The sequence below is a fragment of the Cryobacterium sp. TMN-39-2 genome, assembly GCF_004402745.1.
Classification (GTDB): Bacteria; Actinomycetota; Actinomycetes; order Actinomycetales; family Microbacteriaceae; genus Cryobacterium; species Cryobacterium zongtaii.
Window position 1 is genome coordinate 1 of sequence record NZ_SOFX01000031.1, and the last position, 22,953, is coordinate 22,953.

21 protein-coding genes and 1 rRNA gene are annotated in these 22,953 nt (G+C 69.1%); 14 read left to right on the top strand and 8 right to left on the bottom strand.

All coding sequences use genetic code 11. From position 1 onward, the window contains the following. Positions 1–166: 166 nt before the first annotated feature. The 8 genes from rrf (at position 167) to E3O57_RS11145 (ending at position 11,468) form a co-directional block, all read left to right on the top strand. Positions 167–283, top strand: a 5S ribosomal RNA gene (rrf, locus tag E3O57_RS11110). A gap of 175 nt (positions 284–458) precedes the next feature. Continuing rightward, positions 459–1,478 carry an adenosine deaminase gene (locus tag E3O57_RS11115; RefSeq protein ID WP_103478737.1) on the top strand — a complete coding sequence of 340 codons (1,020 nt, stop codon included), beginning with the start codon at positions 459–461 and terminating at the stop codon, positions 1,476–1,478. Continuing rightward, positions 1,475–5,101: a bifunctional proline dehydrogenase/L-glutamate gamma-semialdehyde dehydrogenase gene (locus E3O57_RS11120; protein ID WP_103478738.1), complete on the top strand. Its 3,627-nt coding sequence runs from the start codon at positions 1,475–1,477 to the stop codon at positions 5,099–5,101. The genes E3O57_RS11115 and E3O57_RS11120 overlap by 4 nt, the downstream gene beginning before the upstream one ends. A gap of 36 nt (positions 5,102–5,137) precedes the next feature. Beyond that, the gene (locus tag E3O57_RS11125) at positions 5,138–5,764 is read left to right on the top strand and encodes a hypothetical protein (RefSeq protein ID WP_103462027.1); all 627 of its coding nucleotides are present in this window, start codon (positions 5,138–5,140) and stop codon (positions 5,762–5,764) included. Between the two features lie 219 nt (positions 5,765–5,983). Then, positions 5,984–6,985 carry a 3-oxoacyl-ACP synthase III gene (locus E3O57_RS11130; protein WP_088454890.1) on the top strand — a complete coding sequence of 334 codons (1,002 nt, stop codon included), beginning with the start codon at positions 5,984–5,986 and terminating at the stop codon, positions 6,983–6,985. Next, on the top strand, positions 6,982–9,723 hold the full coding sequence (locus tag E3O57_RS11135) for an alpha/beta fold hydrolase (protein WP_103478768.1): 2,742 nt from the start codon (positions 6,982–6,984) through the stop codon (positions 9,721–9,723). Before E3O57_RS11130 ends, E3O57_RS11135 begins: the two co-directional genes overlap by 4 nt. Beyond that, complete coding sequence (locus E3O57_RS11140) at positions 9,720–10,691, top strand: NAD(P)-dependent oxidoreductase (protein WP_103478739.1); 972 nt, start codon at positions 9,720–9,722, stop codon at positions 10,689–10,691. Before E3O57_RS11135 ends, E3O57_RS11140 begins: the two co-directional genes overlap by 4 nt. A 336-nt stretch (positions 10,692–11,027) precedes the next feature. Continuing rightward, positions 11,028–11,468, top strand: coding sequence for a YdeI/OmpD-associated family protein (locus E3O57_RS11145; RefSeq protein WP_088454892.1), 441 nt, complete (start codon positions 11,028–11,030; stop codon positions 11,466–11,468). 40 nt (positions 11,469–11,508) lie between these two features. Here the strand turns inward: E3O57_RS11145 and E3O57_RS11150 are convergent, their stop codons facing one another. The 3 genes from E3O57_RS11150 to E3O57_RS11160 all read right to left on the bottom strand — a co-directional run bounded on the left by E3O57_RS11150 (position 11,509) and on the right by E3O57_RS11160 (position 13,344). Beyond that, complete coding sequence (locus E3O57_RS11150) at positions 11,509–11,871, bottom strand: GntR family transcriptional regulator (RefSeq protein ID WP_103462024.1); 363 nt, start codon at positions 11,869–11,871, stop codon at positions 11,509–11,511. Next, positions 11,868–12,836, bottom strand: coding sequence for a hypothetical protein (locus E3O57_RS11155; RefSeq protein ID WP_103478740.1), 969 nt, complete (start codon positions 12,834–12,836; stop codon positions 11,868–11,870). The genes E3O57_RS11150 and E3O57_RS11155 overlap by 4 nt, the downstream gene beginning before the upstream one ends. Before the next feature lie 70 nt (positions 12,837–12,906). Further along, positions 12,907–13,344, bottom strand: coding sequence for an Lrp/AsnC family transcriptional regulator (locus E3O57_RS11160; RefSeq protein ID WP_088454895.1), 438 nt, complete (start codon positions 13,342–13,344; stop codon positions 12,907–12,909). Positions 13,345–13,651: 307 nt separating this feature from the next. On the opposite strand from E3O57_RS11160, the gene ddaH reads away from it, so the two are divergent. Both ddaH and rocD read left to right on the top strand, forming a co-directional pair. Then, a complete protein-coding gene (gene ddaH, locus E3O57_RS11165; RefSeq protein ID WP_088457798.1) occupies positions 13,652–14,443 on the top strand; it encodes a dimethylargininase in 792 nt (263 codons plus the stop codon). Next, a complete protein-coding gene (gene rocD / locus E3O57_RS11170) occupies positions 14,440–15,705 on the top strand; it encodes an ornithine--oxo-acid transaminase (protein ID WP_165787866.1) in 1,266 nt (421 codons plus the stop codon). The genes ddaH and rocD overlap by 4 nt, the downstream gene beginning before the upstream one ends. 50 nt (positions 15,706–15,755) lie before the next feature. Here the strand turns inward: rocD and E3O57_RS11175 are convergent, their stop codons facing one another. From E3O57_RS11175 to E3O57_RS11190, 4 genes are all read right to left on the bottom strand, one after another. Then, positions 15,756–16,121: a LysR family transcriptional regulator gene (locus E3O57_RS11175; RefSeq protein ID WP_088454897.1), complete on the bottom strand. Its 366-nt coding sequence runs from the start codon at positions 16,119–16,121 to the stop codon at positions 15,756–15,758. 78 nt (positions 16,122–16,199) lie between these two features. After that, positions 16,200–16,595: a sortase gene (locus tag E3O57_RS11180; protein WP_240632329.1), complete on the bottom strand. Its 396-nt coding sequence runs from the start codon at positions 16,593–16,595 to the stop codon at positions 16,200–16,202. Between the two features lie 64 nt (positions 16,596–16,659). Next, entirely contained in the window at positions 16,660–18,051 is a 1,392-nt protein-coding gene (locus tag E3O57_RS11185; RefSeq protein ID WP_165787867.1) for an MFS transporter, read from the bottom strand. Next, entirely contained in the window at positions 18,048–18,563 is a 516-nt protein-coding gene (locus E3O57_RS11190; protein WP_103478742.1) for a MarR family winged helix-turn-helix transcriptional regulator, read from the bottom strand. Before E3O57_RS11190 ends, E3O57_RS11185 begins: the two co-directional genes overlap by 4 nt. A 162-nt stretch (positions 18,564–18,725) precedes the next feature. On the opposite strand from E3O57_RS11190, the gene E3O57_RS11195 reads away from it, so the two are divergent. Together E3O57_RS11195 and E3O57_RS11200 are read left to right on the top strand one after the other, a co-directional pair. Then, on the top strand, positions 18,726–19,655 hold the full coding sequence (locus E3O57_RS11195) for an alpha/beta fold hydrolase (protein WP_103478743.1): 930 nt from the start codon (positions 18,726–18,728) through the stop codon (positions 19,653–19,655). Between the two features lie 9 nt (positions 19,656–19,664). Beyond that, positions 19,665–20,714 (top strand): biotin/lipoate A/B protein ligase family protein, encoded by a 1,050-nt coding sequence (locus E3O57_RS11200; RefSeq protein WP_088454901.1) that lies wholly within the window; start codon positions 19,665–19,667, stop codon positions 20,712–20,714. Positions 20,715–20,756: 42 nt separating this feature from the next. On the opposite strand, the gene E3O57_RS11205 is transcribed toward E3O57_RS11200, so the two are convergent. Then, positions 20,757–21,077 carry a GNAT family N-acetyltransferase gene (locus tag E3O57_RS11205; protein ID WP_241983728.1) on the bottom strand — a complete coding sequence of 107 codons (321 nt, stop codon included), beginning with the start codon at positions 21,075–21,077 and terminating at the stop codon, positions 20,757–20,759. A gap of 34 nt (positions 21,078–21,111) precedes the next feature. On the opposite strand from E3O57_RS11205, the gene E3O57_RS11210 reads away from it, so the two are divergent. Next, entirely contained in the window at positions 21,112–22,017 is a 906-nt protein-coding gene (locus tag E3O57_RS11210; RefSeq protein ID WP_103478745.1) for a site-specific DNA-methyltransferase, read from the top strand. Then, complete coding sequence (locus E3O57_RS11215; protein ID WP_088454904.1) at positions 22,014–22,940, top strand: LLM class F420-dependent oxidoreductase; 927 nt, start codon at positions 22,014–22,016, stop codon at positions 22,938–22,940. The genes E3O57_RS11210 and E3O57_RS11215 overlap by 4 nt, the downstream gene beginning before the upstream one ends. Positions 22,941–22,953 lie beyond the last annotated feature (13 nt).

Consider the following 22,953-nt stretch of genomic DNA (forward strand, 5'->3'; position numbering starts at 1 on the left):
GAGCTGACCGGTACTAATAAGCCGATAATTTGATAACACTCAGTTTGAATAAGCTGCTATGCGTCCACTATGTGGTTCTCGATGTACGGTCGAGAACAACGCTCACACCACAGCGTGTGAGCTCTATAATTAAAAAATATAGATTCGATTCACCATCACCAGGTGTTTCGGCGGCTATAGCAAGAGGGAAACGCCCGGTCACATTCCGAACCCGGAAGCTAAGACTCTTTGCGCCGATGGTACTGCAGGGGGGACCCTGTGGGAGAGTAGGACACCGCCGGACTTAACTTAGAAACACACAGAAAAGCCACCCCACCGGGGTGGCTTTTCTGCGTTTAACCCCACCCCCGGTTCCGCGAGTTTTCGGTGNACCCCCGGTTCCGCGAGTTTTCGGTGCTCAACTCACAGTTCGCGGACATGGCACGATGGGGACTCACCTTAATCCGGGGGAGAGAGCTATGACCGTCGCCACCTGGCCCGTCGCGGAACTGCACGTGCACATCGAGGGCACCCTCGAGACCGAGCTGCTCGTGACCCTGGCCCGACGCAACAACGTCGAACTGCCCAGCTACGACCCCGCGGCCTTGCGAGAGCTGTACAGGTTCACCGATCTGCAGTCGTTCCTCGACATCTACTACGAAAACCTGGCGGTGCTTCGCACCGAGGCCGACTTCTACGATCTCGGAATGGCGTACCTCACCCGCGCATCCGCCGCAGGAGTGCGCCGTGCCGAGATCTTCTTCGACCCGCAGACCCACTTGGCCAACGGCATCCCCCTCGACGTGGTGTTCGGCGGCCTCACCCGCGCCCTCGGCGACGCCCGAGCCACGCTGGGCATCTCCGCCGACCTCATCCTCTGCTTCCTCCGTCATCTGGGCGGTCGGGCCGCAATGGAGACCTTGGAGGCGGCCCTCCCGTACCTCGACCAGTTCATCGGCGTCGGACTCGACTCCGCCGAGGTCGGTTTCCCGCCCTCCCTGTTCACCGAGGTCTTCGCCAAGGCCACGGCCCTCGGGCTGCACAGGGTGGCGCACGCGGGCGAGGAGGGCGGGCCGGACTACGTGCGCGAAGCCCTCGACCTGTTGGGGGTGGAGCGGATTGATCACGGCATCCGCGCCATCGAAGACCACGACCTCGTCGAGATTCTCCGCAAGCGGCAGATCCCGCTCACGGTGTGCCCGCTCTCGAATGTGTGCCTGCGGGCCATTCCGATGCTCGGCCTGCATCCGCTGCCCGCCATGCTCGCCGTCGGCCTTCTGGTGACCGTCAACAGCGACGACCCCGCCTACTTCGGTGGCTACGTCGATGACAACCTGGCGGCCCTGCAGCGCGAGTTCAGCCTGGATCCCCACCAGATGGCGACGCTGGCCCGCAACTCGTTCGTGGCCTCGTTCCTGCCCGAAGATGAGAAACGCCGACACATCACGGCCGTGGACGAGCACCTTGAGGGGCTGCTGCGACTAACCTCGGGAGCATGAGCAATAGCCTCCCGAACGTGCAGCAGGACCTCCGTGTGGAGGTCGTGGCCCTGGTCACCAAGTGGCTGGCCGACAGTGCGACGATCCCAGCAGACGTTTCCGCTGAGCGGCTCGCCGGCGTACTGAAGGACCCCAACGGGCTCGACTTCACCGTGGGGTTCGTCGACGGCGTCATGCGACCGGAGGACGTGATGGTCGCCGGCTACAACCTGCAACGGGTGGCCAAGCTCGCGCCGGCCTTCCTGCCGCCGGTTCTGCGAGGCGCCATCGGCGTCGGCGGCGTCATGGGCCCGGTACTGCCGTGGGTCGTGATCCCGGCAGCCCGCAAGGTGCTGCGCCAGATGGTCGGTCACCTGGTGGTGGATGCGACGGCAGACAAGCTCGGCCCCTCCATCGAGGCACTCAAGGAATCCGGCAACCGGCTCAACATCAATCTGCTCGGCGAAGCCGTGCTGGGCGAGAAAGAGGCGCTGCGTCGCCTCGCCGGCACTCGCGAACTCCTGGCCAGGGACGACGTGGACTATGTGTCGATCAAGGTCTCCTCGATCGCCAGCCAGCTGTCGATGTGGGCGTTCGACGAGGCCGTCGACAGGGTCGTCGAACGCCTGACCCCGTTGTACGAGCTCGCCGCGGCGTCACCGACACCCAAGTTCATCAACCTCGACATGGAGGAATACCGCGACCTCGACCTCACCATCGCGGTCTTCGAACGCATCCTCGACCAGCCGCGGCTGCAGGGCCTCGAGGCCGGAATCGTGCTGCAGGCCTACCTGCCCGACGCGCTCGGCGCGCTGCAAGGCCTCACCCAGTGGGCGCACGCCCGCCGAGCCGGCGGCGGCGCCCCCATCAAGGTGCGCCTGGTCAAGGGGGCCAACCTTGCGATGGAGCACGTGGATGCGACGGTGCACGACTGGCCGCTTGCCACCTACGTCAGCAAGCAGGACACCGATACCAACTACAAGCGTGTGCTCAACTGGGCGCTCACCCCGCAGAACACCGACGCCGTGCGCATCGGGGTGGCCGGGCACAACCTGTTCGACGTGGCCTATGCGCACTTGCTCGCCGAGCAGCGCGGTGTAGACGACCGCATCGAGTTCGAAATGCTGTTGGGCATGGCCACGAGCCAGGCCGAGGCCGTGAAGAAGGACGTCGGCCGGCTGCTGCTCTACACGCCGGTGGTGAACCCCGCGGAGTTCGATGTGGCCATCAGCTACCTCATCCGCCGCCTCGAGGAGAACGCGAGCGAGGAGAACTTCATGTCGGCGGTGTTCGAACTGGCCGACACCCCCGCCCTGTTCGAGCGGGAGAAACAGCGCTTCCTCGACTCTCTGGCCGCCCTCGAGACCGCCCCGGGCGCGCCGGGCGGCACCGTGTTCGTGCCGCCGGCGAACCGGGACCAGGACCGCTCGGTGGTTGTGCCTCTCGAGCCCCTGCCCGACATCGACTCGCCCCCGCTGACGACCCCGCCGGCCGACGCCGACGACCCCAACCTCACCGCGATGGTGCTCGGCCTGACCCGGGGTTCGGTCTCCACGAGCCGGTCGGTTCTGGGCGGTTTCCACAACGAACCCGACACCGACCCGTCCCTCCCGGCGAACCGCGCCTGGGGCCGGAGCATCCTGGCCAGGGTCGAGACGTCGATGCTGGGCAGGGAGAGCATCAAGCAGGCCCGCATCGATGACGCCGACAGGCTCGATGAGGTCATCGCCACCGTCACCGCGGCCGGAGCCGCCTGGGGGCAGAAGCCGGGCATCGAGCGCGCCCAGGTGTTGCACCGCGCGGGTCTGGCCCTGGCTGCCAACCGCGACCGCCTGATCGAGGTGATGGCCTCCGAAACCGGAAAGACCATCGCCGAGGGTGACCCGGAGGTCAGCGAAGCCATCGACTTCGCGCACTACTACGCAGCACAAGCCCGCGAGCTCGACAGGGTGCAGGGCGCCATCTTCGTACCCTCACGGCTCACCGTGATCACGCCGCCGTGGAACTTCCCGGTGGCCATCCCGGCCGGCGGCGTGCTCGCCGCCCTTGCCGCGGGCTCCGGCGTGATCATCAAGCCGGCGGCTCTCGCCCAGCGCACCGGCGCCGTGATGGTCGAAGCGCTCTGGGAGGCCGGGGTTCCGCGCGAGCTTCTCGCCCTCGTCGACCTGCCCGACCGGGCTCTCGGTAGCCGGCTGTTGGCCCATCCCGACGTTGACAGGGTCATCCTCACCGGTGCCTACGAGACCGCCACGCTGTTCCGCGGCCTGCGAGAGGACCTCCCGCTCCTGGCCGAGACCAGCGGCAAGAACGCCATCATCGTCACCCCGTCCGCCGACCTCGACCTGGCCGCCGCCGACGTGATCAAGAGCGCCTTCGGCCATGCCGGCCAGAAGTGCTCCGCCGCCAGCCTGGTGATCCTGGTCGGGTCGGTCGCGCGGTCCACCCGATTCCTGGGCCAGCTGGTGGATGCCGCGACATCGCTCCGGGTGGGCCGCCCCGCCGACCCGGACAGCCAGATGGGCCCCATCATCGAGCCCGCCGACGGCAAGCTGTTACACGCGCTGACCGAGCTCGGCGCCGGCGAAAGCTGGCTGGTCAAGCCCCAGCTGCTCGATGACGACCTCGAGACCGGGGTCGGGCAGCTGTGGTCGCCCGGCATCCGCAGCGGCGTCGCCCCCGGCTCGTACTTCCACCTCACCGAGTTCTTCGGCCCGGTGCTCGGTGTCATGCACGCCCGGAATCTCGAGGAAGCCATCCGCTACCAGAACGCCGTCGACTACGGGCTCACGGCCGGGCTGCACTCGCTCGACGCCGACGAGATCGCCCAGTGGGTCGACACGGTTCAGGCCGGCAACCTCTACGTGAACCGCGGGATCACCGGCGCGATCGTGCGGCGACAGCCGTTCGGCGGCTGGAAGCGCTCGGCGGTCGGACCCGGCTCCAAGGCCGGCGGCCCCAACTACCTCTTCGGTCTGGGCGGCTGGGTCACCGATCCGGGAGTCAACAGCTCCACCCTGCACCTGCGGGGCCTCGAACAGCGCATCACCGATCTCATCGAGGCTTCTCAGCCGTCGCTGCCCTACGAGGAGTTCGACGTGTTGCGCCGCTCGGCGCTCAGCGACGCCCTCGCTTGGCGTGAGGAGTTCGACGTTGTCGCGGACGTGTCCGCGCTCGGGCTGGAGCGCAACCTGTTCCGGTACCGCCCGCTGCCGGTCACCGTGCGGCTGGGCGACGACGGCAGCCTGGCCCTGCTGTTGCGCGTGATCGCGGCCGGCCTGCTGTCCAAGTCCAGGTTCGTCGTCTCCAGCGCCGTGCCGGTGCCGCCGAGGGTGCGAGCGGTCCTCGCTCCCCGCGATATCCCCGTGATCATCGAGAGCGACGAGGAATGGCTGGCCAGGGCCGCCGCCGGCGGAATCAGCACGAGCCGGGTGCGGCTGATCGGCAGCGACCCGCAGGCCGGAGCCGCTGTTGCAGCCACGGCTTTCGCCCACGCCCTCGGCGGCAGCCCGGACATCGCCGTCTACGCGCATCCGGTCACCCAGTCCGGACGGGTCGAGCTGCTGCCGTTCCTCCGGGAACAGGCGATCTCGATCACCGCGCACAGGTTCGGCAACCCGAGCACCCTCACTGATGAGGTCATCTAGCGCAATAATGGCTGCGGCCGAAGGCGAGGTGATCCAGTGGCAGCACCGACGTTCCTCCGGCTGCGCCGTGAGGCCTGGGGATTCATCATCGGGTCGGTGCTTTTCATCGTGGGTGCCGTTCCCGGTTTTTTGGATGCCGTCGGCCCGGTGGCCGACAACCTGACCTTCTTCATCGGCTCACTGTTCTTCACCCTCGCCGCGTTCATCCAACTCAATCTCAGCGGTCGGCGGCCGCCGCGCAGCACCACCAACCGGCCGGACCGGTTCGACTGGTGGGCCGCGGCCATCCAGTTCGCCGGCACCCTGTTCTTCAACCTGAGCACCGCGACGGCTCTGGCGGCCAGTCTCGGCGGCACCGAGCGCACCGGGTGGCGTCCGGATGCCTACGGGTCTGTCTGCTTCCTGCTCTCCAGTCTCCTCGCCGTTGTTGCGACCACCGGGCGAGATACCCTGTGGGACCCGAAGGCCCGAACCTGGCGGGGTGCCTGGCTGAACCTCCTGGGGTCGGTGGCCTTCGGCATCGCTGCGGTCGGCGCGTATCCGATAGCGGAGTCCGGCCAACAGTTTCTGGCGAGCTGGGCTACTGTCGGCACCATCACGGGTGGTGCCTGCTTCCTGGTGGCCGCCGCCCTCACCAGACCCGGTACGCCACGCCTCTCCTGACCCTCCCCGAACCCGGGCGCGCGGCCCGGTGACGGCACCACCGTCAGAAAGGCTGATAATGGAAGGTAAGCGTCGCCGCATCCACCGACATCCGGAGCCGCTGCGGGCATCAGCTTACGCACGGTTGACACCCAGACTTCTGGGAGAAAATCGATAGGACATGATTTGTCGCCACCCATAACTCGACAGGGGACCCCGTTGGACGGAAACGCAACAACGATGCACCGCAATGTCGCGTTGTTGTCGGTCGCCACGACCATCGCCCCGCGCATCACCACCTCCGAAGAGATCGACGCTCGCCTGCAGCCGGCGCTCAAGCGACTGCGCCTGCCCAAGGGGCTGCTGCAGCGCGTCGCCGGAGTGCACGAACGACGCAACTGGGACGTGGGGCAGGCCTTCGACGACGCCGCCGTCTCCGCGGGCAAACGAGCCCTCGCTCAAGCCGGGGTCGATCCCAGCGAGGTGGGGTTGATGATCAACACCTCGGTCACCCGTAAGCACCTGGAACCCTCTGTCGCGGTGCGCATCCACCACGGACTCGGCCTGCCGTCGTCGGCCACGAACTTCGATATCGCCAACGCCTGCCTGGGCTTCGTCAACGGCATGACCCTGGCCGCCCAGCTCATCGACTCCGGCCAGATCAAGTACGCCGTGATCATCGACGGCGAGGATGCCGACGAGATCCAGACCAACACCATCGAACGCCTCGGCCGGCCCGACATCGGACGCAAGGACTTCATGAGCGAGTTCGCCAGCCTCACGCTGGGCTCCGGCGCCGCTGCGGCCGTGCTCGGCCGGGCCGACGCGCATCCGGAGGGACACCGCATCCTCGGCGGCGTGACCCGGGCGGCCACCCAGTTCAACGACCTCTGCGTCGGCAGCGTCGACGGCATGTTCACCGACGCCAAGGCCCTGCTCAAGGGCGGCATGGAACTCGTCGTGTCGGCCTGGACCGAAGCCAAACGGGATTGGAGCTGGTCGAACATGGACCGCTACATCCTGCACCAGGTGTCTGATGTGCACACCAACGCCATTGTGAAGGCCACCGGCCTGGACCGCAGCAGGGTGCCGCTGACCTACCCCAGCTATGGCAATGTGGGACCCGCCTCCATCCCGATCACGCTCTCCGAAGAGGCCGCTCGGCTCCAGCCCGGCAACCGGGTCCTGCTGATGGGCGTCGGCTCCGGCCTCAACACGGCCATGATGGAGATTCAGTGGTGAGCTTCCGGCTGCCGCGATCCGCGACGGCCCTCGCTCCGGCGAGCGTGCCGCCGAGCGGGCTGCCCGGCCTGGACCCGGACTGGTCCCGGATCGTCGATGTAGTCGAGAGCAGCCTGGCCGATGACGGCACGACGCCGGGTGCCAGCCACGCCTGGCACCTGCTCGACAACGGCGAACAGCTGGCCGCGCTCGGGGCGGAGCCGGTCGGCACGATCCTGTGCGTACACGGCAACCCCACCTGGTCCTACCTGTGGCGTGACCTCGTGGCCCAGGCCACCGCGGCGGCGACCACCGGTCGGCCGGCCTGGCGCGTCATCGCGGTCGACCAGCTCGACATGGGTTTCTCCGAGCGCACCGGCGTCGCCCGCCCGCTCGCCCGACGAGTGCGCGACCTCGACGACCTGACCCGTGCCCTCGGCCTCACCGGTCCGGTGGTGACCTTCGGCCATGACTGGGGCGGCGTGGTCTCCCTGGGCTGGGCCGTCGACCACCCCGAGCACCTCGCCGGCGTCATGCTGCTGAACACCGCCATCCACCAGAGCGACACCGAACCCATCCCCGCCCCGCTGCGCCTCGCGCTCGCCCGCGGTGTGCTCGGTGCCGGCACCGTGACCACCACGGCGTTCCTGGACACCACCCTCGCGCTCGGGCACCCGGCCCTGCCGGCCGCGGTCAAGAACGCCTACCGGGCGCCGTACCGCACCCCCGCCCGCCGCGGCGGCATCGGCGGCTTCGTCGCCGACATCCCGGTGGATGCCCGCCACGACAGCCACGCGGAGCTCGACCGCATCGCCGAGTCGCTCCGCTCGCTCACGGTTCCCGCCCTGCTGCTCTGGGGCCCGCGGGACCCGATCTTCAGCGACAGGTACCTCGACGACCTCAGCGACCGGCTGCCGCACGCCGCCGTGCACCGCTTCGAGGGTGCCGGACACCTCATCGCCGAAGACGTGGACTACGCCGGCGCCGCACTCGGCTGGCTTGCCGAGAGCCTGGTCGAGCTGAGCCCGTTGGTCGAGCTGAGCCCGTTGGTCGAGCTGAGCCCGTTGGTCGAGCTTGTCGAGGCCCAGACGGCGCCTGCCGACGTACTCCAGCCCCTCTGGCACTACCTCGACGAGCTGCGGGACAGCGACGAGACCGCCCTCATCGACATGGCTCCCGGCAAGGGCACCGACCCCCGCGTGGTCAGCTGGCGGCTGCTCTCCCGCCGGGTCCGCGAGATCGCGGCCGGTCTGCACCAGATCGGCGTGCGCCGCGGCGACCGCGTCTCCCTGCTCGTGCCGCCCAGCGCCGACCTCACCGCGGTGCTCTACGCGTGCATCCGCCTCGGCGCGATCGTGGTCGTGGCCGACGCCGGTCTCGGACTCACCGGCCTCACCCGCGCGGTCCGCGGCGCCCGCCCCGACCACGTCATCGGCGCGTTGCCCGGCCTGATGGCCGCCAGGGCCCTCGGCTGGCCCGGCCAGAGGATCTCCGTCAACCGGCTTCCCACCGCCAGCCGTCGCGCCCTCGGCGTCTCCTACGCCCTCGCCGATCTGATCTCGCTGGGGCGGGACGAAGAGCTTCCCGAACCGCCCCAGCCGGACGACGTCGCCGCGGTGCTGTTCACCTCCGGCTCCACCGGACCCGCCAAGGGCGTCGTCTACACCCACGGCCAGCTGTCGGCCGTCAGCCGTGCGCTGCACGCCCAGTACGGCGTCGGCCGCGGCACCGGCCTGGTAGCCGGCTTCGCACCGTTCGCTCTGCTCGGCCCGGCTCTGGGTGCCCGCTCGGTGACCCCGGACATGGACGTCACCGCCCCGAAGACGCTGACCGCCACCGCGGTCGCCGCCGCCGTGGCCGCGATCGACGCCACCGTCGTGTTCCTGTCCCCGGCCGCGCTGGCCAACGTCGTGGCGACCCAGGGTGAACTGACCCCGGCCGACCGTGCCGCCCTGGTCCGGGTGACGAGCTTCCTCTCAGCGGGCGCCCCGGTGTCCGAACCTCTGCTGGCCTCGGCCGCCGCCCTGATGCCCGGAGCCAGCGCCCACACGCCGTACGGCATGACCGAGGGCCTGCTGATGACCGACATCACCCTCGACGGCATCCGCGAGGCCGCCATCGACGACGAGGCGCGCGGCCCCGGCGGCGTCTGCGTCGGCCGCCCCACGGCGACCACCCGAGTGCGCATCAGCGCCCTCGACGAAACGGGAACCGCCGTCGGAGAGCTCTCCGAAGCTCCGCAGGTCACCGGCGAGATCGTGGTCTCGGCTCCGCACGTGAAGGACCACTACGACAGGCTCTGGCTCACCGACCAGGCCGCCACCCGCATGGTCACCCCCGGAGAGCGCTGGCATCGCACCGGCGACGTCGGTCACCTCGACGCCTCCGGCCGGCTCTGGGTTGAGGGTCGCCTGCCACACGTGATCACCACGCCGCACGGTGTCGTCACCCCCGTCGGACCGGAGTTAGCCGTTTCGGCCCTGGCCGGCGTCGACCGCGCCGCCGCCGTGGGCGTCGGACCGGCCGGCAGCCAGCAGGTCGTCATCGTCGTCGAGACTGTGCCGCCGGCCACCCGGGTCGGCCTGGCCGAGCCTGCGCTCGCCGTGGCCGTGCGCGGCGTCGCCGGCCAGCCGGTCGCGGCCGTGCTCGTCGTTCCCCACCTGCCCACCGACATCCGCCACAACTCGAAGATCGACCGCACGCGCCTGGCCGGCTGGGCGCACGGCATCCTCACCGGCGCCAGGCTCACCCAGCCATGAGGGTGCTCGTCACCGGTGCCAGCGGCTTTCTCGGCCGGGCTGTCGCGGCCGCCATCGTCGCCGCCGGCCACGAGGTGCGCTGCTTCCAGCGCCGGCCCAGCGGCGTCGCCGGCGCCACTGATGCGCTGGGCTCGATCACCGAACCGGCCGACGTCACCTCGGCCGTCGCCGGGATCGACGCCATCGTGCACCTGGCCGCCAAGGTCTCCCTCGCCGGCCCGCCCGCCGAGTTCGAGACCGTGAACGTGGGCGGAACCCGCACCCTGATCGCCGCCGCCCGCGCGGCGAATGTGCAGCGCCTGGTCTTCGTGTCGTCGCCGTCGGTCGCCCACTCCGGGGCATCCATCACCGGCAGCGATGCGCTGCCGGCCGACCCCGCCCACGCCCGAGGCGACTACGCCCGGACCAAGGCCGCCGCCGAACTCCTGGCGCTCGCCGCCGACTCACCCGAGTTGCGGGTCGTCGCGGTGCGGCCGCACCTGGTCTGGGGACCCGGCGACACCCAGCTGGTCGCGCGGATCGTGGAACGCGCCAGGGCCGGCCGGCTGCCGCTGCTCGGGCACGGCGCCGCGCTCATTGACAGCACCTACATCGACAACGCCGCCGGCGCCATCGCGGCCGCTCTCGAGCGGGTGGATGCCGTACACGGCAACGCCTACGTCATCACCAACGGAGAGCCCCGGCCGGTGGCCGAGCTACTGGCCGGCATCTGCACGGCAGCGGGAGTTGAGCCACCGACCTGGAGCGTGCCGGCGAGTGTGGCCCGCGCGGCCGGCTCCGTCATCGAGGCGGCCTGGCGGGTGGTCCCGGGCGAGGACGAACCGCCGATGACCCGGTTCCTCGCCGAGCAGCTCTCCACCGCGCACTGGTTCGACCAGCGCCGCACCCGCGCCGACCTGCACTGGACCCCGGCGGTCTCCCTCGACGAGGGCCTGGCCCGCCTCGCAGAGCACTACCGCACCGCCTGAGCCCTCGACTAACGGCGCCTCACCCGCACTGCGGCGCGTGGCCCGCAAAGCGGCGCGTGGCCCGCATAGCTCGGCGGGCGGGGTAGGCGCCGCTGCGCGGGTGGCACGCCAACCGCCTACCGGGGCTTGACCCGCATATCGCTCTCAAAGCCCCGGATGCCCCTGGCGCCTCACCCGCACAGCGGCGCCTGACCCGCACAGCGCGCGCGAGCGGGGAGGCCGTGAGTCGCGCCAAGGTGCCCCTTCGGGCGTGCTGAAGGGGCGCAACGCCGCAATTCGCAGGCGATGCGCGCCGCGTGCTTGTCGACATCCGACCGACGGCGGCATACTCGCACCATGGACTTCCGCACCGTCATCGAGCAATCCGGTGCCACCGCCACGGGCATCCCCGTGCCAGAGGAGGTGGTCGCGGCGCTCGGCCCCGGCAAGCGGCACGCCATCACCGTCACCCTCAACGGGCACAGCTACCGCAGCTCGGTGGCACCGTACCGGGGCGCCTACATGATCGCCCTCAGCGCCGAGAACCGCATCAAGGCCGGGGTGGCGGGCGGCGATGAGGTGGACGTGACCATCGAACTCGACGATCAACCGCGCACCGTCGATGAGCCCGACGTGCTGCGGGCCGCGCTCGCCGCGGACACGGCAGCACGCACCGCCTTCGACGCCCTCTCCTACAGCAACCAGCGCAAGCACGTGCTCGCGCTCGAAAGCGCCAAGACCGACGCCACCCGTCAGCGCCGTCTCGACGCGGTTCTCGCTGAGCTGCGCGGTGCCTGACCTCAGCTACGCGATGCCGGACCTCGCCCGCCCGGTCGGCTCAGCCCGGCAGCCCCAACGCCCCGCGCACGATGGTCAGTGCCTCACCGGGGTCGATCCCGAGCGATTTCGCCCGGTCGGCGTAGGCCACCGCGGCGAGCTGCATCTGCCGCTGCGTCGCATCCCCGGTGGCAGCCACGAAGGAGCCCAGCCGCCCGCGCGTCTCGATCACCTCGTCCTGCTCCAGCGCACGGTAGCTGCGCGCCACGGTGTTGGGGGCGAGGCCCAGGTCTTCGGCCAGACGGCGCACCGTGGGCAGCTTGTCGCCGGGCGTCAGGGTGCCGGTGCGCACGGCCTCGATCACCTGGATGCGGATCTGCTCGAATGGGGGCGTGGTTGAGCGTGGGTCGACGACGAGTCTCACGGGCGGCCGCTCTCGACCGGAGCGGCTACTCCGTGTGTGCCGCGGCGCAGCTCCGCGGCCACGTCCGGCCAGAGCCGGGTGAGGTAGTGCGGCGGACGGCGTGACCCCATCGAGAGTAGAGCCACACCCACCGAGCCCATGACCAGTGGCACGATGGAAAAGGCCACAGATATGGCGATTCCGGTTCCCGACGAGGGTGTCACCGCCGAGCTGACGGAGGTCAGCACCACGACCACACTGCAGAGCGCCCCCAGCGCGGGAGTCTGCACCAGTGCGCGCAGCGTCCAACTGCGGAGAGCGTCGGACCACGCCAACTCCATGTCGTTGCCGGCGGGCTGGCCCCGCCCCACCAAGCGAGTCGACAGGATGCGGCCGACTCCGGCCGATGCGAGCGAGATGATCCACAGCACAAAGCCGGGCCACCACAGAGAAGGGATGCTCGCGTCACTGAGTGCGTCGTCGGGATCGACCAGGATCAGCGCGGCCACGCCGGCCAGTGCCACTCCGCTGACACCCATGGCAACGGGACCGCACCAGAGGTCGACGGTGGAGAGATAGTCCGCACGGCGCGGCGTGGGCGCCCGCGCCACGCGAGGACGATCGCCGAGCGAGATGAACGCCGACCTGAACTCCGCAACGCACAGCCCGACGGCGCCACCCAGGCCGGTCAGAACGATGAGCATCAGCCCGGACCATATGCCGCCGTCCGGTGATCCCGGTAGCGCGATAAGAGAGGCTGTCGAAACGAGCAGAGCGATCAGGGTGCCGACCAACACGCCGCGGGTCCGCGAACGGATGCGCGCGATCAGGACAGGCTCGACCTCCGGTGTGATGGCCAGGCCGGCGCGTCGGGCGGTATCTCGCAGCGCATCCGGGCGAATGACGGCACCTGGCCGAAGCTGCCACGCGAAGACGACCGTCAGCAGTCCGGCCACGACCAGCAAGGTGATCTCGTACGCGTCCACGGGCATCCTCGTTTGTTTGGTATTTGTACCAAGCTACCAAGCCGGGGTGCGCCCGTCAAGGGCCGTGCGGCTACTCCGCGCTGCGGTGGATCAGCCTGGTGAGCACGATCGCGCTGCGGGTGTGGTCGACGTTGGGGGCCAGCCGAACTTTCTCCAGCGCCGCCTCGAGGCCGGGGATGTCGCGGGCCCGGATGTGCACGATGGCGTCGGCGCTGCCGGTCACGGTCCCGGCGTCCACGACCTCGGGCACGCCGGAGAGGATGCGCAATAACTCGTCGGGCGCGACGGTGCCCCGGCAGAAGAGCTCGACGTATGCCTCGGTGCTCATGCCGTCGATCGACGGGTCGACCTGGATGGTGAAGCCGCGGATGACCTTGTCGGCGACCAGCCGGTCCACGCGGCGTTTCACCGCGGAGGCAGAGAGGCCCACGATAGAACCGATGTCTCCGTAGCCCGCCCGGGCGTTCTGGCGGAGAAGGTCGAGGATGCCGCGATCGAGGTTGTCCATTCGACCAGTGTACGCGCCGAAGTTGCGTGCGCGCCGCTTGCAACGCGCATTACATGCGCCGATTCGCACGAAACGTTGATTCATGCTGTGTGAGACTAGAACCGGCGTCCCTGTGTGATCGGCCTCACCGTTGTACAGGGCTCACGAGAGCGACCTGGTCCGCCACCCACCCGCGTTCCGCCAACGCCTTGGCCGGCGGACCGCCAACAGAGGAGCTCCAGTGTCAATAGATGTCGCATCCGCTACCCCGAACGAGTCGGTCGCGCCAGCCGCGGTGACTCGTACGCCGGTGAAACGCACAATCCTGATGTGCAAACCGGAGTTCTTCACCGTGGTCTACCGGATCAACCCCTGGATGGACCCGGCATTGCCGACCGACACGAGCCTGGCCGTCGCCCAGTGGCAGACGCTGTACGACACCTACATCGGACTCGGCTTCGATGTCCACTTGATCGACCCCATCGACGGTCTGCCCGACATGGTCTACGCCGCCAACGGCGGTTTTGTCATCGACGGCATCGCCTACGGCGCCAAATTCACCTACCCGCAGCGCCAGCCCGAGGGCCCCGCCTACATGGACTGGTTCGGCGCCAACGACTTCGACGTGCGCGAGCCCGTCGAGATCAATGAGGGCGAGGGCGACTTCCTGCTCGTCGGCGACGTGATCCTGGCCGGCACCGGCTTCCGCAGCGCGTCGAACAGCCACGAAGAGGTCTCGGCCATCTACGATCGCCCGGTGATAACCCTCACCCTGGTGAACCCCAGCTTTTATCACCTCGACACCGCCATCGCCGTGCTTGACGCCTCCCCGACATCGGGGAACGGCGAGATCGCTTACCTGCCCAGCGCGTTCGACGAACCCAGCCTGGCCATCCTGCGCGAACGCTTCCCGGATGCCATCCTCGTCACCGAGGAAGACGCCGCGATCCTCGGCCTCAACTCCTACTCCGACGGTTACAACGTCGTGATCGCCGCCAAGGCGAAGGACTTCGAACGCCAATTGCGTGCACGCGGCTTCAACCCGATCGGCGTGGACCTGTCCGAGCTTTTGCTCGGCGGAGGAGGAGTCAAATGCTGCACTCTGGAGCTGCGCCGATGAGCGCCCTGACCGATGCGACCGGCCTCACCGCTCAGGTGGGCCTGACCGACCAGAGCGCGGCGATCGCGCTTGAGAACCAGCACGCCGCGCACAACTACCACCCGCTGGCCGTCGTGGTCGCGTCCGGAGACGGCGCCTGGGTCACCGACATCAACGGCAAGCGGTACCTCGACTGCCTCGCCGCATACTCCGCCGTCAACTTCGGTCACTCCAACCCGGTGCTGCTGGATGCCGCGCGCGCGCAGCTGGGCCGGATCACCCTCACCAGCCGCGCCTTCCACAACGACCAGCTCGGCCCGTTTGTGACCGCCCTGGCCAAGCTGGCCGGCAAGGACATGGTGCTGCCGATGAACACCGGCGCGGAGGCCGTGGAATCCGGTGTCAAGGTAGCCCGCGCCTGGGGCTACAGGGTCAAGGGCGTCGCGGCGGGGATGGCGAACATCATCGTCGCCGGCGGCAACTTCCACGGCCGCACCACGACCATCATCAGCTTTTCTGACGACGAATCGGCGCGCGCCGACTTCGGCCCGTTCACGCCGGGCTTCCGCACGGTGCCCTACGGGGATGCCGCCGCGCTGGAGGCGGCCATCGACGAGAACACCGTGGCGGTGCTGCTGGAGCCCATCCAGGGTGAGGCCGGCATCGTGGTACCGCCGGCGGAGTACCTGCCCGCCGTGCGGGAGATCACCTCCCGGCACAACGTGCTCTTCATCGCCGATGAGATCCAGTCCGGCCTCGGCCGCACCGGCGCCACCTTCGCGGTGGAGCAGGCCGGTGTGGTGCCCGACCTGTACCTGCTCGGCAAGGCCCTCGGCGGCGGCATCGTGCCCGTCTCCGCGGTCGTCGGCAACACCGACATCCTGGGCGTGCTGCGCCCGGGTGAGCACGGGTCCACCTTCGGGGGCAACCCGCTGGCCGCCGCCGTGGGGCTGGCGGTGGTGAACATGCTCGCCACCGGCGAGTATCAGCAGCGAGCCAGGGACCTCGGCGCCCACCTGCACGAGAGGCTGCTCGGCCTGGTCGGCCACGGTGTGCTCGAGGTGCGCGGTGCGGGTCTTTGGGCAGGTATCGACATCGACCCGGCGCTGGCCTCAGGGCGCGCGGTCTGCGAGGCCCTGATGGAGCGCGGTGTGCTGGCGAAGGACACCCACGGCTCCACCATCCGGCTCGCCCCACCCCTGGTGGTGTCGGCTGAAGACCTGGACTGGGCGGTGGACCAGCTCACCGCGGTGCTCGAGGAGTTCGGCGCCTCCGTTCGTTAGGCCACCTAGCTCGGAGAGAATCCGGCTGGCCCGGTCGACGCCGGGTCAGCTCAGCGGGATTGGCGGCGCTTGCCGGGCGCGGCCTGGCCCTTGACGGCGGGCGCGCGACCGCGGCCCTTGGACGCCTTGGCCTTGCCGCCGCCGGATCCGCTGCTGTTGCCCGATCCCTGGGACGGGCCGCCGGCCGGCGGCATGTGAGCGATCAGCCCCTTCGCTTCGGCGAGCAGGGCGATGCCGGCCTCGGTGAGATACGGGTTGTCGGCGGCGGGCTCGAAGAGGGGAACGCCGAGCTCGGCTTCCAGGGCGGCGACCGATTTCATCAGCGTCGTGCGCGACACGTTGAGGTTCTTGGCGGCGCGCGCGATGTCCAGTTCCTCGGCGACGGCGACAAAACGCCGGAGCAGTGTGGTGTCCACGGGCATCCTCTCTGCCGCACGCGCGGGTCGCGTGCCTCAGTACAGGCTACGCGGTCGTGACGGCCTTCACTCTTCGGGTCACACGAAGAGCAGCACGATCCCCAGAACCGCCGAGCCGAGGCCGAGGCTGGTCAGGATCAAGCCGGTCAGCCGCAAGGCCTTGCCGTCGTGGTCCGGCGAATGGGTGCGGCATCGTTCAGGGGCCCTGGCGTTGAACCACAGGGTCACGTCGTCGCCGGGCTCCAGGTGCACGGTCTCGTGGCTGTCTGCCCGGGCCTCGTGCACCTCGCCGGTGGTGTCGAACCAGCGGATCACCGGGCCGGACGTGGTGGCCGCGACGACGCCATCCGCCTCGACCCACCGGCCGCCGAAGCCGCGCACCGATAGGCCGATGATGTAGAGCGGAACGCCCACCAGGAGCCCGACGATGGTGAAGATCTCGCTGAGCATCGAGACGATGTCGTGAAGGTCCACCCGTGCCGCCGTTTCCCGTCGTCTGCCTAGGGTGAAATGTTAGCGCGCGCGGCACCCCCCTGGGTCAGCGTGGAGCAGTCGCCTCGACGACCGCGATCTCGCGGGTGGCCGTCTCCCGGTCGCGGTCCTGCCGTGCCGCGTCGGCCTTCGCCGTGACGATGCGGATGGCCGAGGTGAGCGGATGGCCGTCGCCGCGGTGCCGCACGTGCAGCCGCGCGGTGCGCGGTGAGGTGCGGGGGCGGATGCGGACCCGCAGGCGCTGGTACCTGATCATCCAGAACAGCACCGCCGCCGCCGCGAGGAGGCCGGAGACCGCGGCGACGCCGATGGCCCAGCGCGGGCCGTACTGGTCGGCGACCCAGCCGACCAGTGGAGCGCCGAGCGGGGTGCCGCCGGCGAAGATGGCCATGTACAGCGCCATCACCCGGCCGCGCATGGCCGGCTCGGTGGTGGTCTGCACGTAGGCGTTCGCGGTGGTCATCAGGGTCAGCGAGGTGAGGCCCACGAAGGCGAGCGAAATCGCGAAGGTGATGTAGCTGGGCATCACGGCGGCGATGGCGCAGGTGAGGCCGAAGAAGAACGCGCCGCCCACCACCAGGCGCATCCGTGGTCGGCTGCGCCGGGCCGAGAGCAGGGCGCCGACCACGCTGCCCACCGCCATGATCGAGCTGAGCATGCCGAACTCGCTGGCGCCCATGCCGAACTCCACGGTGGCCATGGTGGAGGTGAAGATGGCGAAGTTGAAGCCGAATGTGCCCACCAGGAACACCGTGATCAGCACCGCGACGATGTCGGGCCGATGCCAGACATAGCGGAAGCCGGCCATGAGTTGGCCCCGTTCCCGCGGTGCGCGGGGCTGCTTGCGGAGTTGCTTGGTGCGCAGCAGCGTCATGGCGGCGACGGTGAAGGCGAAGGTGACGGCGTTGATCATGAATACCCAGCCGGCGCCGACGGCGACGGTGAGGAGGCCGGCCGCGGCGGGGCCGATCAGCCGGGCGCCGTTGAACGAGGCCGAGTTCAGCGCCACGGCGTTCGAGAGGTTGTCGTCCGGCACCAGCTCGGAGACGAAGGTCTGCCGGGCGGGCGCGTCGATGGCGGCAACGATGCCCAGGCCGAGGGCGAAGAGGTAGACGTGCCAGAGCTCGACGACGCCGGTGATGGTGATCAGGCCGAGGCCCAGGGCGAGTGCGCCCATCAGAGCCTGGGTGAGCATCAGCAGCTTGCGGCGGTCGAACCTGTCGGCGATGAGGCCCGACCACGGCATCAGCACCAGCTGCGGCCCGAATTGCAGGGCCATCACGATGCCCACTGCGGTGGCGTTGTAGTCGGTGAGCTGGGTCAGCACGATCCAGTCCTGGGCCGTGCGCTGCATCCAGGTGCCCACATTGGACACCAGGGCGCCGGCGAACCAGATCCGGTAATTGACCACGCTCAGGGAGCGGAACATTGCACTCAACTGTTGGCGAGCTCCTTCATGATTTCGGTGGCGGACGCCAGGATCTGGCGTTGTTCGGGGGTGAGCCGCAGGATGCGCGTGGCTATCCAGTCGTCTCGGCGGCGGCGGGTCTCGCGCACCAGAGTCATCCCGGTGTCGGTGACGGTGAGCACCACCTTGCGGCCGTCCTCGGCGGAGCCGGCGCGGTTGACCAGGCCGGCCTCGACGAGGGCGTTCACGGTGCGGTTCATCGAGGGCGGGGTGACCCGTTCCTCTTCGCTGAGCGCGCTCAGGGTCATCGGGCCGAGTCTGAACACAGCGCCGAGGGCCGAGAACTGGCCGCTGGTGAGTTCGTTGTCGGCCTGCTCCTGGCGCACCCGGCGGGCCAGTCGGCCGTTGGCGAGCCTGAAGTCGTGGCTCAACTCGGCGACGGAGCGGCGCTTGGTGTGCGCGTGCGCCGCCGCGGGGGCCGGCGCTGGCGCGGGTGCGGGTGCGGGTGCGGGGGGACTGGGCGCAATGGGGCTCTCTGACATGATTACTTAGCCTAACAAATTAGCTATGCTAATGATTCCCAGCTCACCGAATCGCCGCCGAATCGCCACTGAATCGCCGCGACTGTTCCCGAAGCGGACAATTGCGCCCGGTACGCCGGGCGCAAATGTCCGCACGGGCAACAGGTACGGCAGAATAAGCCCGTGCCCACCTTCATCGATGAACACGGCGTCCCGATCGTCTACTACGCCTGGCCGGTCGACAACCCGCGCGCGATCGTGCAGCTCGTGCACGGGGTCGGCGAACACGCCCTGCGCTACCGGGAGGTGGCCCGCGCGCTCAACGCGGCCGGCTACTCCGTCTACGCCGACGACCACCGCGGGCACGGCCAGACCGGGATGCTGCAGCACGGTGGCGACGCCGGCCAGCTCGGTCGGCTCGGCGTCGGCGGTCTGCGCGCGGCCGTCGCCGCCGTGCACGCCTTCACCGGCGTGATCTTGCAGGCCACCCGCCACCAGACCGTTGCGCGGGGCGAGGGACCGGCTGCGCAGACCGGGCAACCGCAGGCACAGCCGGTGCCGCTGGTGCTGCTCGGGCACAGTTGGGGATCCTTCATGGCGCAGATGATCCTCAACCGGTATCCCCAGGACTACCAGGCGGTCGTGCTCACCGGCACGGCCTACCGCTGGCCCGGCTACCTCAACAGCGGGGATCTCAACGCCAGGCACAAGCACCTCGGCTCGACCGGTGCCGAGTGGCTCAGCCGGGACCCGGCGGTCGCGGCGGCTTTTGTGGCCGACCCGCTCACCACGAGCGTGCCGCTCGCCAAGCTGTTCGGCCTGCGCGACGCCGCCCGCATCCTCGGTCGCCCCGCCCGGCGGCTCCCCGCGGACCTGCCCGTGCTCATCCAGGTCGGCGGCGACGACCCCGTGGGCGGGGAACGCAGCGCCCGCAAGCTTGTGGACGCCTTCCGGCGCCGGTCCGGCCTGCGGGATGTGCGCCTGATCGTGTACCCCGGCGCCCGGCACGAGGTCCTCAACGAGATCAACCGCGACGAGGTGCTGGCCGACCTGGTCGCCTGGCTCGACGCGCATCTCCCGGCCGCCGTCTCCGAGTCCGCTGCCGACGATTAGGCTGATCACATGCATGGTGAATACAAGGTTCCAGGCGGCAAACTCGTTGTGGTCGATCTGAATGTCGTCGACAATCTCATCACCGATTTTCGCCTGGCCGGTGATTTCTTTCTCGAGCCGGACGACGCCCTCGAGGACATCAACGCAGCGGTGAACGGCCTCGCCGCCGACAGCGACGCGGCCACCATCGCGGCCGCGGTGCGGGCCGCGTTGCCGCCCCAGGCCACCCTGCTCGGGTTCTCTCCGGAGTCGGTCGCCGTCGCCATCCGTCGTTCGCTCGCCCACGCCAGCGGCTGGCGGGACTATGAGTGGCAGATCATCCACACCAAGGCCGTGCCCCCGGTCATGCAGATGGCTCTCGACGAGGTGCTCGCCGTCGAGGTCGGCGAGGGCCGCCGCAGCCCCACCCTGCGCATCTGGGAGTGGAATGAACCGGCCGTCGTGATCGGCAGCTTCCAGTCGCTGAAGAACGAGGTCGACCCCGTCAACGCCGAAAAGCACGGCTTCACGGTGGTGCGCCGGGTCTCCGGCGGCGGCGCCATGTTCATGGAGGCCGGTTCGGTGATCACGTATTCGATCTACGCTCCCACCGAGCTGGTGCACGGTATGAGCTTCGCCGACTCCTACGCCTTCCTCGACGAGTGGGTCATCACGGCGCTCAAGTCACTGGGCATCGACGCGCACTACCAGCCGCTCAACGACATCACGAGCCCCACCGGAAAGATCGGCGGGGCGGCCCAGAAGCGCCTCGGCAGCGGCGCCGTGCTGCACCACGTCACCATGAGCTACGACATGGACGGCGAGAAGATGGTGCAGGTGCTGCGCATCGGCCGGGAGAAGCTCAGCGACAAGGGCATCACCAGCGCCGCCAAGCGGGTGGATCCGCTCCGCAGCCAGACCGGGCTCAGCCGCGCCGAGATCATCGACCGCATGAAGCAGACTTTCACGAGCCTGTACGGGGCGAAACCCGGCGACATCACCGATGAGGAATACGCCAAGGCCGCCGACTTGGTGGAGAGCAAGTTCAGCACCGACGCCTGGATCGGCCGCGTGCCCTAACCAGGACGGCCCTGGCCAGCACAGCGCCTGGCGAGCACAGGATCAGGTGCCGCGGATGAGCAGGTCCTGGTATTCGGCGTGCTGGTCGATCCAGTCCGCGACGAACGGGCAGGCCGCCACCACGGTGAGGTCGGTGCGCGTGCGCACGTCGTCGAGCGCCTGCTCGATGAGGAAGCCCGCGAGCCCGTGTGCGCGCTTGGCCGGGTCGACCTCGGTGTGGGTGAAGGTCACTGACTGGCCCGCCAGCGTGTAGTCGGCCAGGCCCACCGGCTCGCCGTCCTGCCACAGCGTGTAGCGCGAGAGGTCCGGTTCGTGCCTGATGTGCGCGGTGCTGTCGGCACGGGTCATCTCTTCACTTGTCATCGGAACAGCGTAAGCCGACTGACAGAATGAGGGAATGCCAAACGCGTGGACTCAGTCCTCTCCCAGCAGGGTCATCGAGGCGGACAACCTGGTTGTGCTGCCGACGCTGCCCGACGGCGCGTTCACCCTCATCTACCTCGACCCGCCGTTCAACACCGGCCGCAGCCAGAAGCGGCAGTCGACCACCTCGGTGCGGAGCACCCTGGCCAGCGGCGCCCACGCCACCGGAACCATCACCGGGTTCAAGGGCCAGCGCTACGAGCGCATCAAGGGCGATCTGCTCGGCTACGACGACCAGTTCGAGGACTACTGGGCGTTCTTGGAGCCCCGTTTGATCGAGGCCTGGCGCCTGCTGGCCGATGACGGCACCCTCTACCTGCACTTGGACTACCGTGAGGCGCACTACGCCAAGGTGCTCCTCGACGCTCTCTTCGGCCGGGACTGCTTCCTCAACGAGCTGATCTGGGCCTACGACTACGGCGCCAAATCGAAGAACCGCTGGCCCACCAAGCACGACACGATCCTGGTCTACGTGAAGAACCCCAAGGATTACTACTTCGACTCCAGCACCGTGGACCGAGAGCCCTACATGGCGCCGGGCCTGGTCACCCCCGAGAAGGTGGCCAAGGGCAAACTGCCCACGGATGTCTGGTGGCACACCATCGTCTCGCCCACGGGCAAGGAGAAAACCGGCTACCCCACCCAGAAGCCGGTCGGCATCCTGCGGCGCATGATCCAAGCCTCCAGCCGGGAGGGCGACTGGGTGCTGGACTTCTTCGCCGGCAGCGGCACGACGGGTGCCGTCGCGGCTGCCCTGGGGCGCAAGTTCCTTCTCATCGACCAGAACCCGGAGTCGCTCGCGGTGATGCACGAGAGGCTCGGCGCCCTGCCCGGTGTGGATTTCGTCGACGCCGAGCTGGAGACAAGACTGGGAGCATGAGACTCCGCATTTTCACCGAGCCCCAGCAGGGCGCCAGCTACGACGACCTCCTCGCGGTCGCGCAGGCCACCGAGACTCTCGGCTTCGACGCCTTCTTCCGCTCAGACCATTACCTCGCCATGGGCGATCACGTCTCCGGGCTGCCCGGGCCGACGGATGCCTGGACCACCCTGGCCGGACTGGCGCGCGAGACGCAGCGCATCCGCCTCGGCACCCTGGTGTCCTCGGTCACCTACCGTCCGCCGGGGGTCCTGGCGATCCAGGTCGCCCAGGTCGACCAGATGTCGGGCGGCCGCGTGGAACTGGGCCTGGGCACCGGCTGGTTCGAACAGGAACACCTGGCCTACGGCATCCCCTTCCCGGCCAAGCGGTTCGGCATGCTCGAGGAGCAGCTCGAAGTGATCACCGGCCTGTGGGGAACGCCCGTCGGTGAGACCTACAGTTTCGCCGGCGAGCACTACACCCTCGTCGACTCTCCCGCCCTGCCCAAGCCCACGCAGTCCCGCGTGCCGGTGATCGTGGGCGGTGGCGGAGCCAAGCGCACCCCGGCGATGGCCGCGCGGTTCGCCACCGAATTCAACCTGCCCTTCCCCGACTTCGCCGACATCCCCGCCAAGTTCGCCGGGGTGCGCGCAGCCTGCGAGGCCATCGGCCGCAACCCGCAGGAACTGGTCTACTCGACTGCGCTGATCGCGGTGGCCGGCGCCGACGAGGCCGAGTTCGCCCGACGCGCTGCCGCCGTGGGCCGGGAGCCCGCCGAACTCCGCGAGCACGGGATCGCCGGGACCACCGGTGAGGTCGTCGACAGGCTGGGAGCCCTCGCCGCCGACGGCGTGGAGTGCGTCTACCTGCAGATCATGGACCTGGCCGACCTCGAGCACCTTGATTTTCTGGCCAGAGAGGTTATGCCGCAGCTCGACTGAACGGATGACCTGG

What these genes read in the sequence shown, in the direction of transcription:
- E3O57_RS11115 (WP_103478737.1), top strand. Translation starts at nt 459, where the DNA reads ATGACCGTCGCCACCTGGCCCGTCGCGGAACTGCACGTGCACATCGAG.
- E3O57_RS11120 (WP_103478738.1), top strand. Translation starts at nt 1,475, where the DNA reads ATGAGCAATAGCCTCCCGAACGTGCAGCAGGACCTCCGTGTGGAGGTC.
- E3O57_RS11130 (WP_088454890.1), top strand. Translation starts at nt 5,984, where the DNA reads ATGCACCGCAATGTCGCGTTGTTGTCGGTCGCCACGACCATCGCCCCG.
- E3O57_RS11140 (WP_103478739.1), top strand. Translation starts at nt 9,720, where the DNA reads ATGAGGGTGCTCGTCACCGGTGCCAGCGGCTTTCTCGGCCGGGCTGTC.
- E3O57_RS11145 (WP_088454892.1), top strand. Translation starts at nt 11,028, where the DNA reads ATGGACTTCCGCACCGTCATCGAGCAATCCGGTGCCACCGCCACGGGC.
- E3O57_RS11160 (WP_088454895.1), bottom strand. Translation starts at nt 13,344, where the DNA reads ATGGACAACCTCGATCGCGGCATCCTCGACCTTCTCCGCCAGAACGCC.
- ddaH (WP_088457798.1), top strand. Translation starts at nt 13,652, where the DNA reads ATGTGCAAACCGGAGTTCTTCACCGTGGTCTACCGGATCAACCCCTGG.
- rocD (WP_165787866.1), top strand. Translation starts at nt 14,440, where the DNA reads ATGAGCGCCCTGACCGATGCGACCGGCCTCACCGCTCAGGTGGGCCTG.
- E3O57_RS11190 (WP_103478742.1), bottom strand. Translation starts at nt 18,563, where the DNA reads ATGTCAGAGAGCCCCATTGCGCCCAGTCCCCCCGCACCCGCACCCGCA.
- E3O57_RS11200 (WP_088454901.1), top strand. Translation starts at nt 19,665, where the DNA reads ATGCATGGTGAATACAAGGTTCCAGGCGGCAAACTCGTTGTGGTCGAT.
- E3O57_RS11205 (WP_241983728.1), bottom strand. Translation starts at nt 21,077, where the DNA reads ATGACAAGTGAAGAGATGACCCGTGCCGACAGCACCGCGCACATCAGG.
- E3O57_RS11210 (WP_103478745.1), top strand. Translation starts at nt 21,112, where the DNA reads ATGCCAAACGCGTGGACTCAGTCCTCTCCCAGCAGGGTCATCGAGGCG.
- E3O57_RS11215 (WP_088454904.1), top strand. Translation starts at nt 22,014, where the DNA reads ATGAGACTCCGCATTTTCACCGAGCCCCAGCAGGGCGCCAGCTACGAC.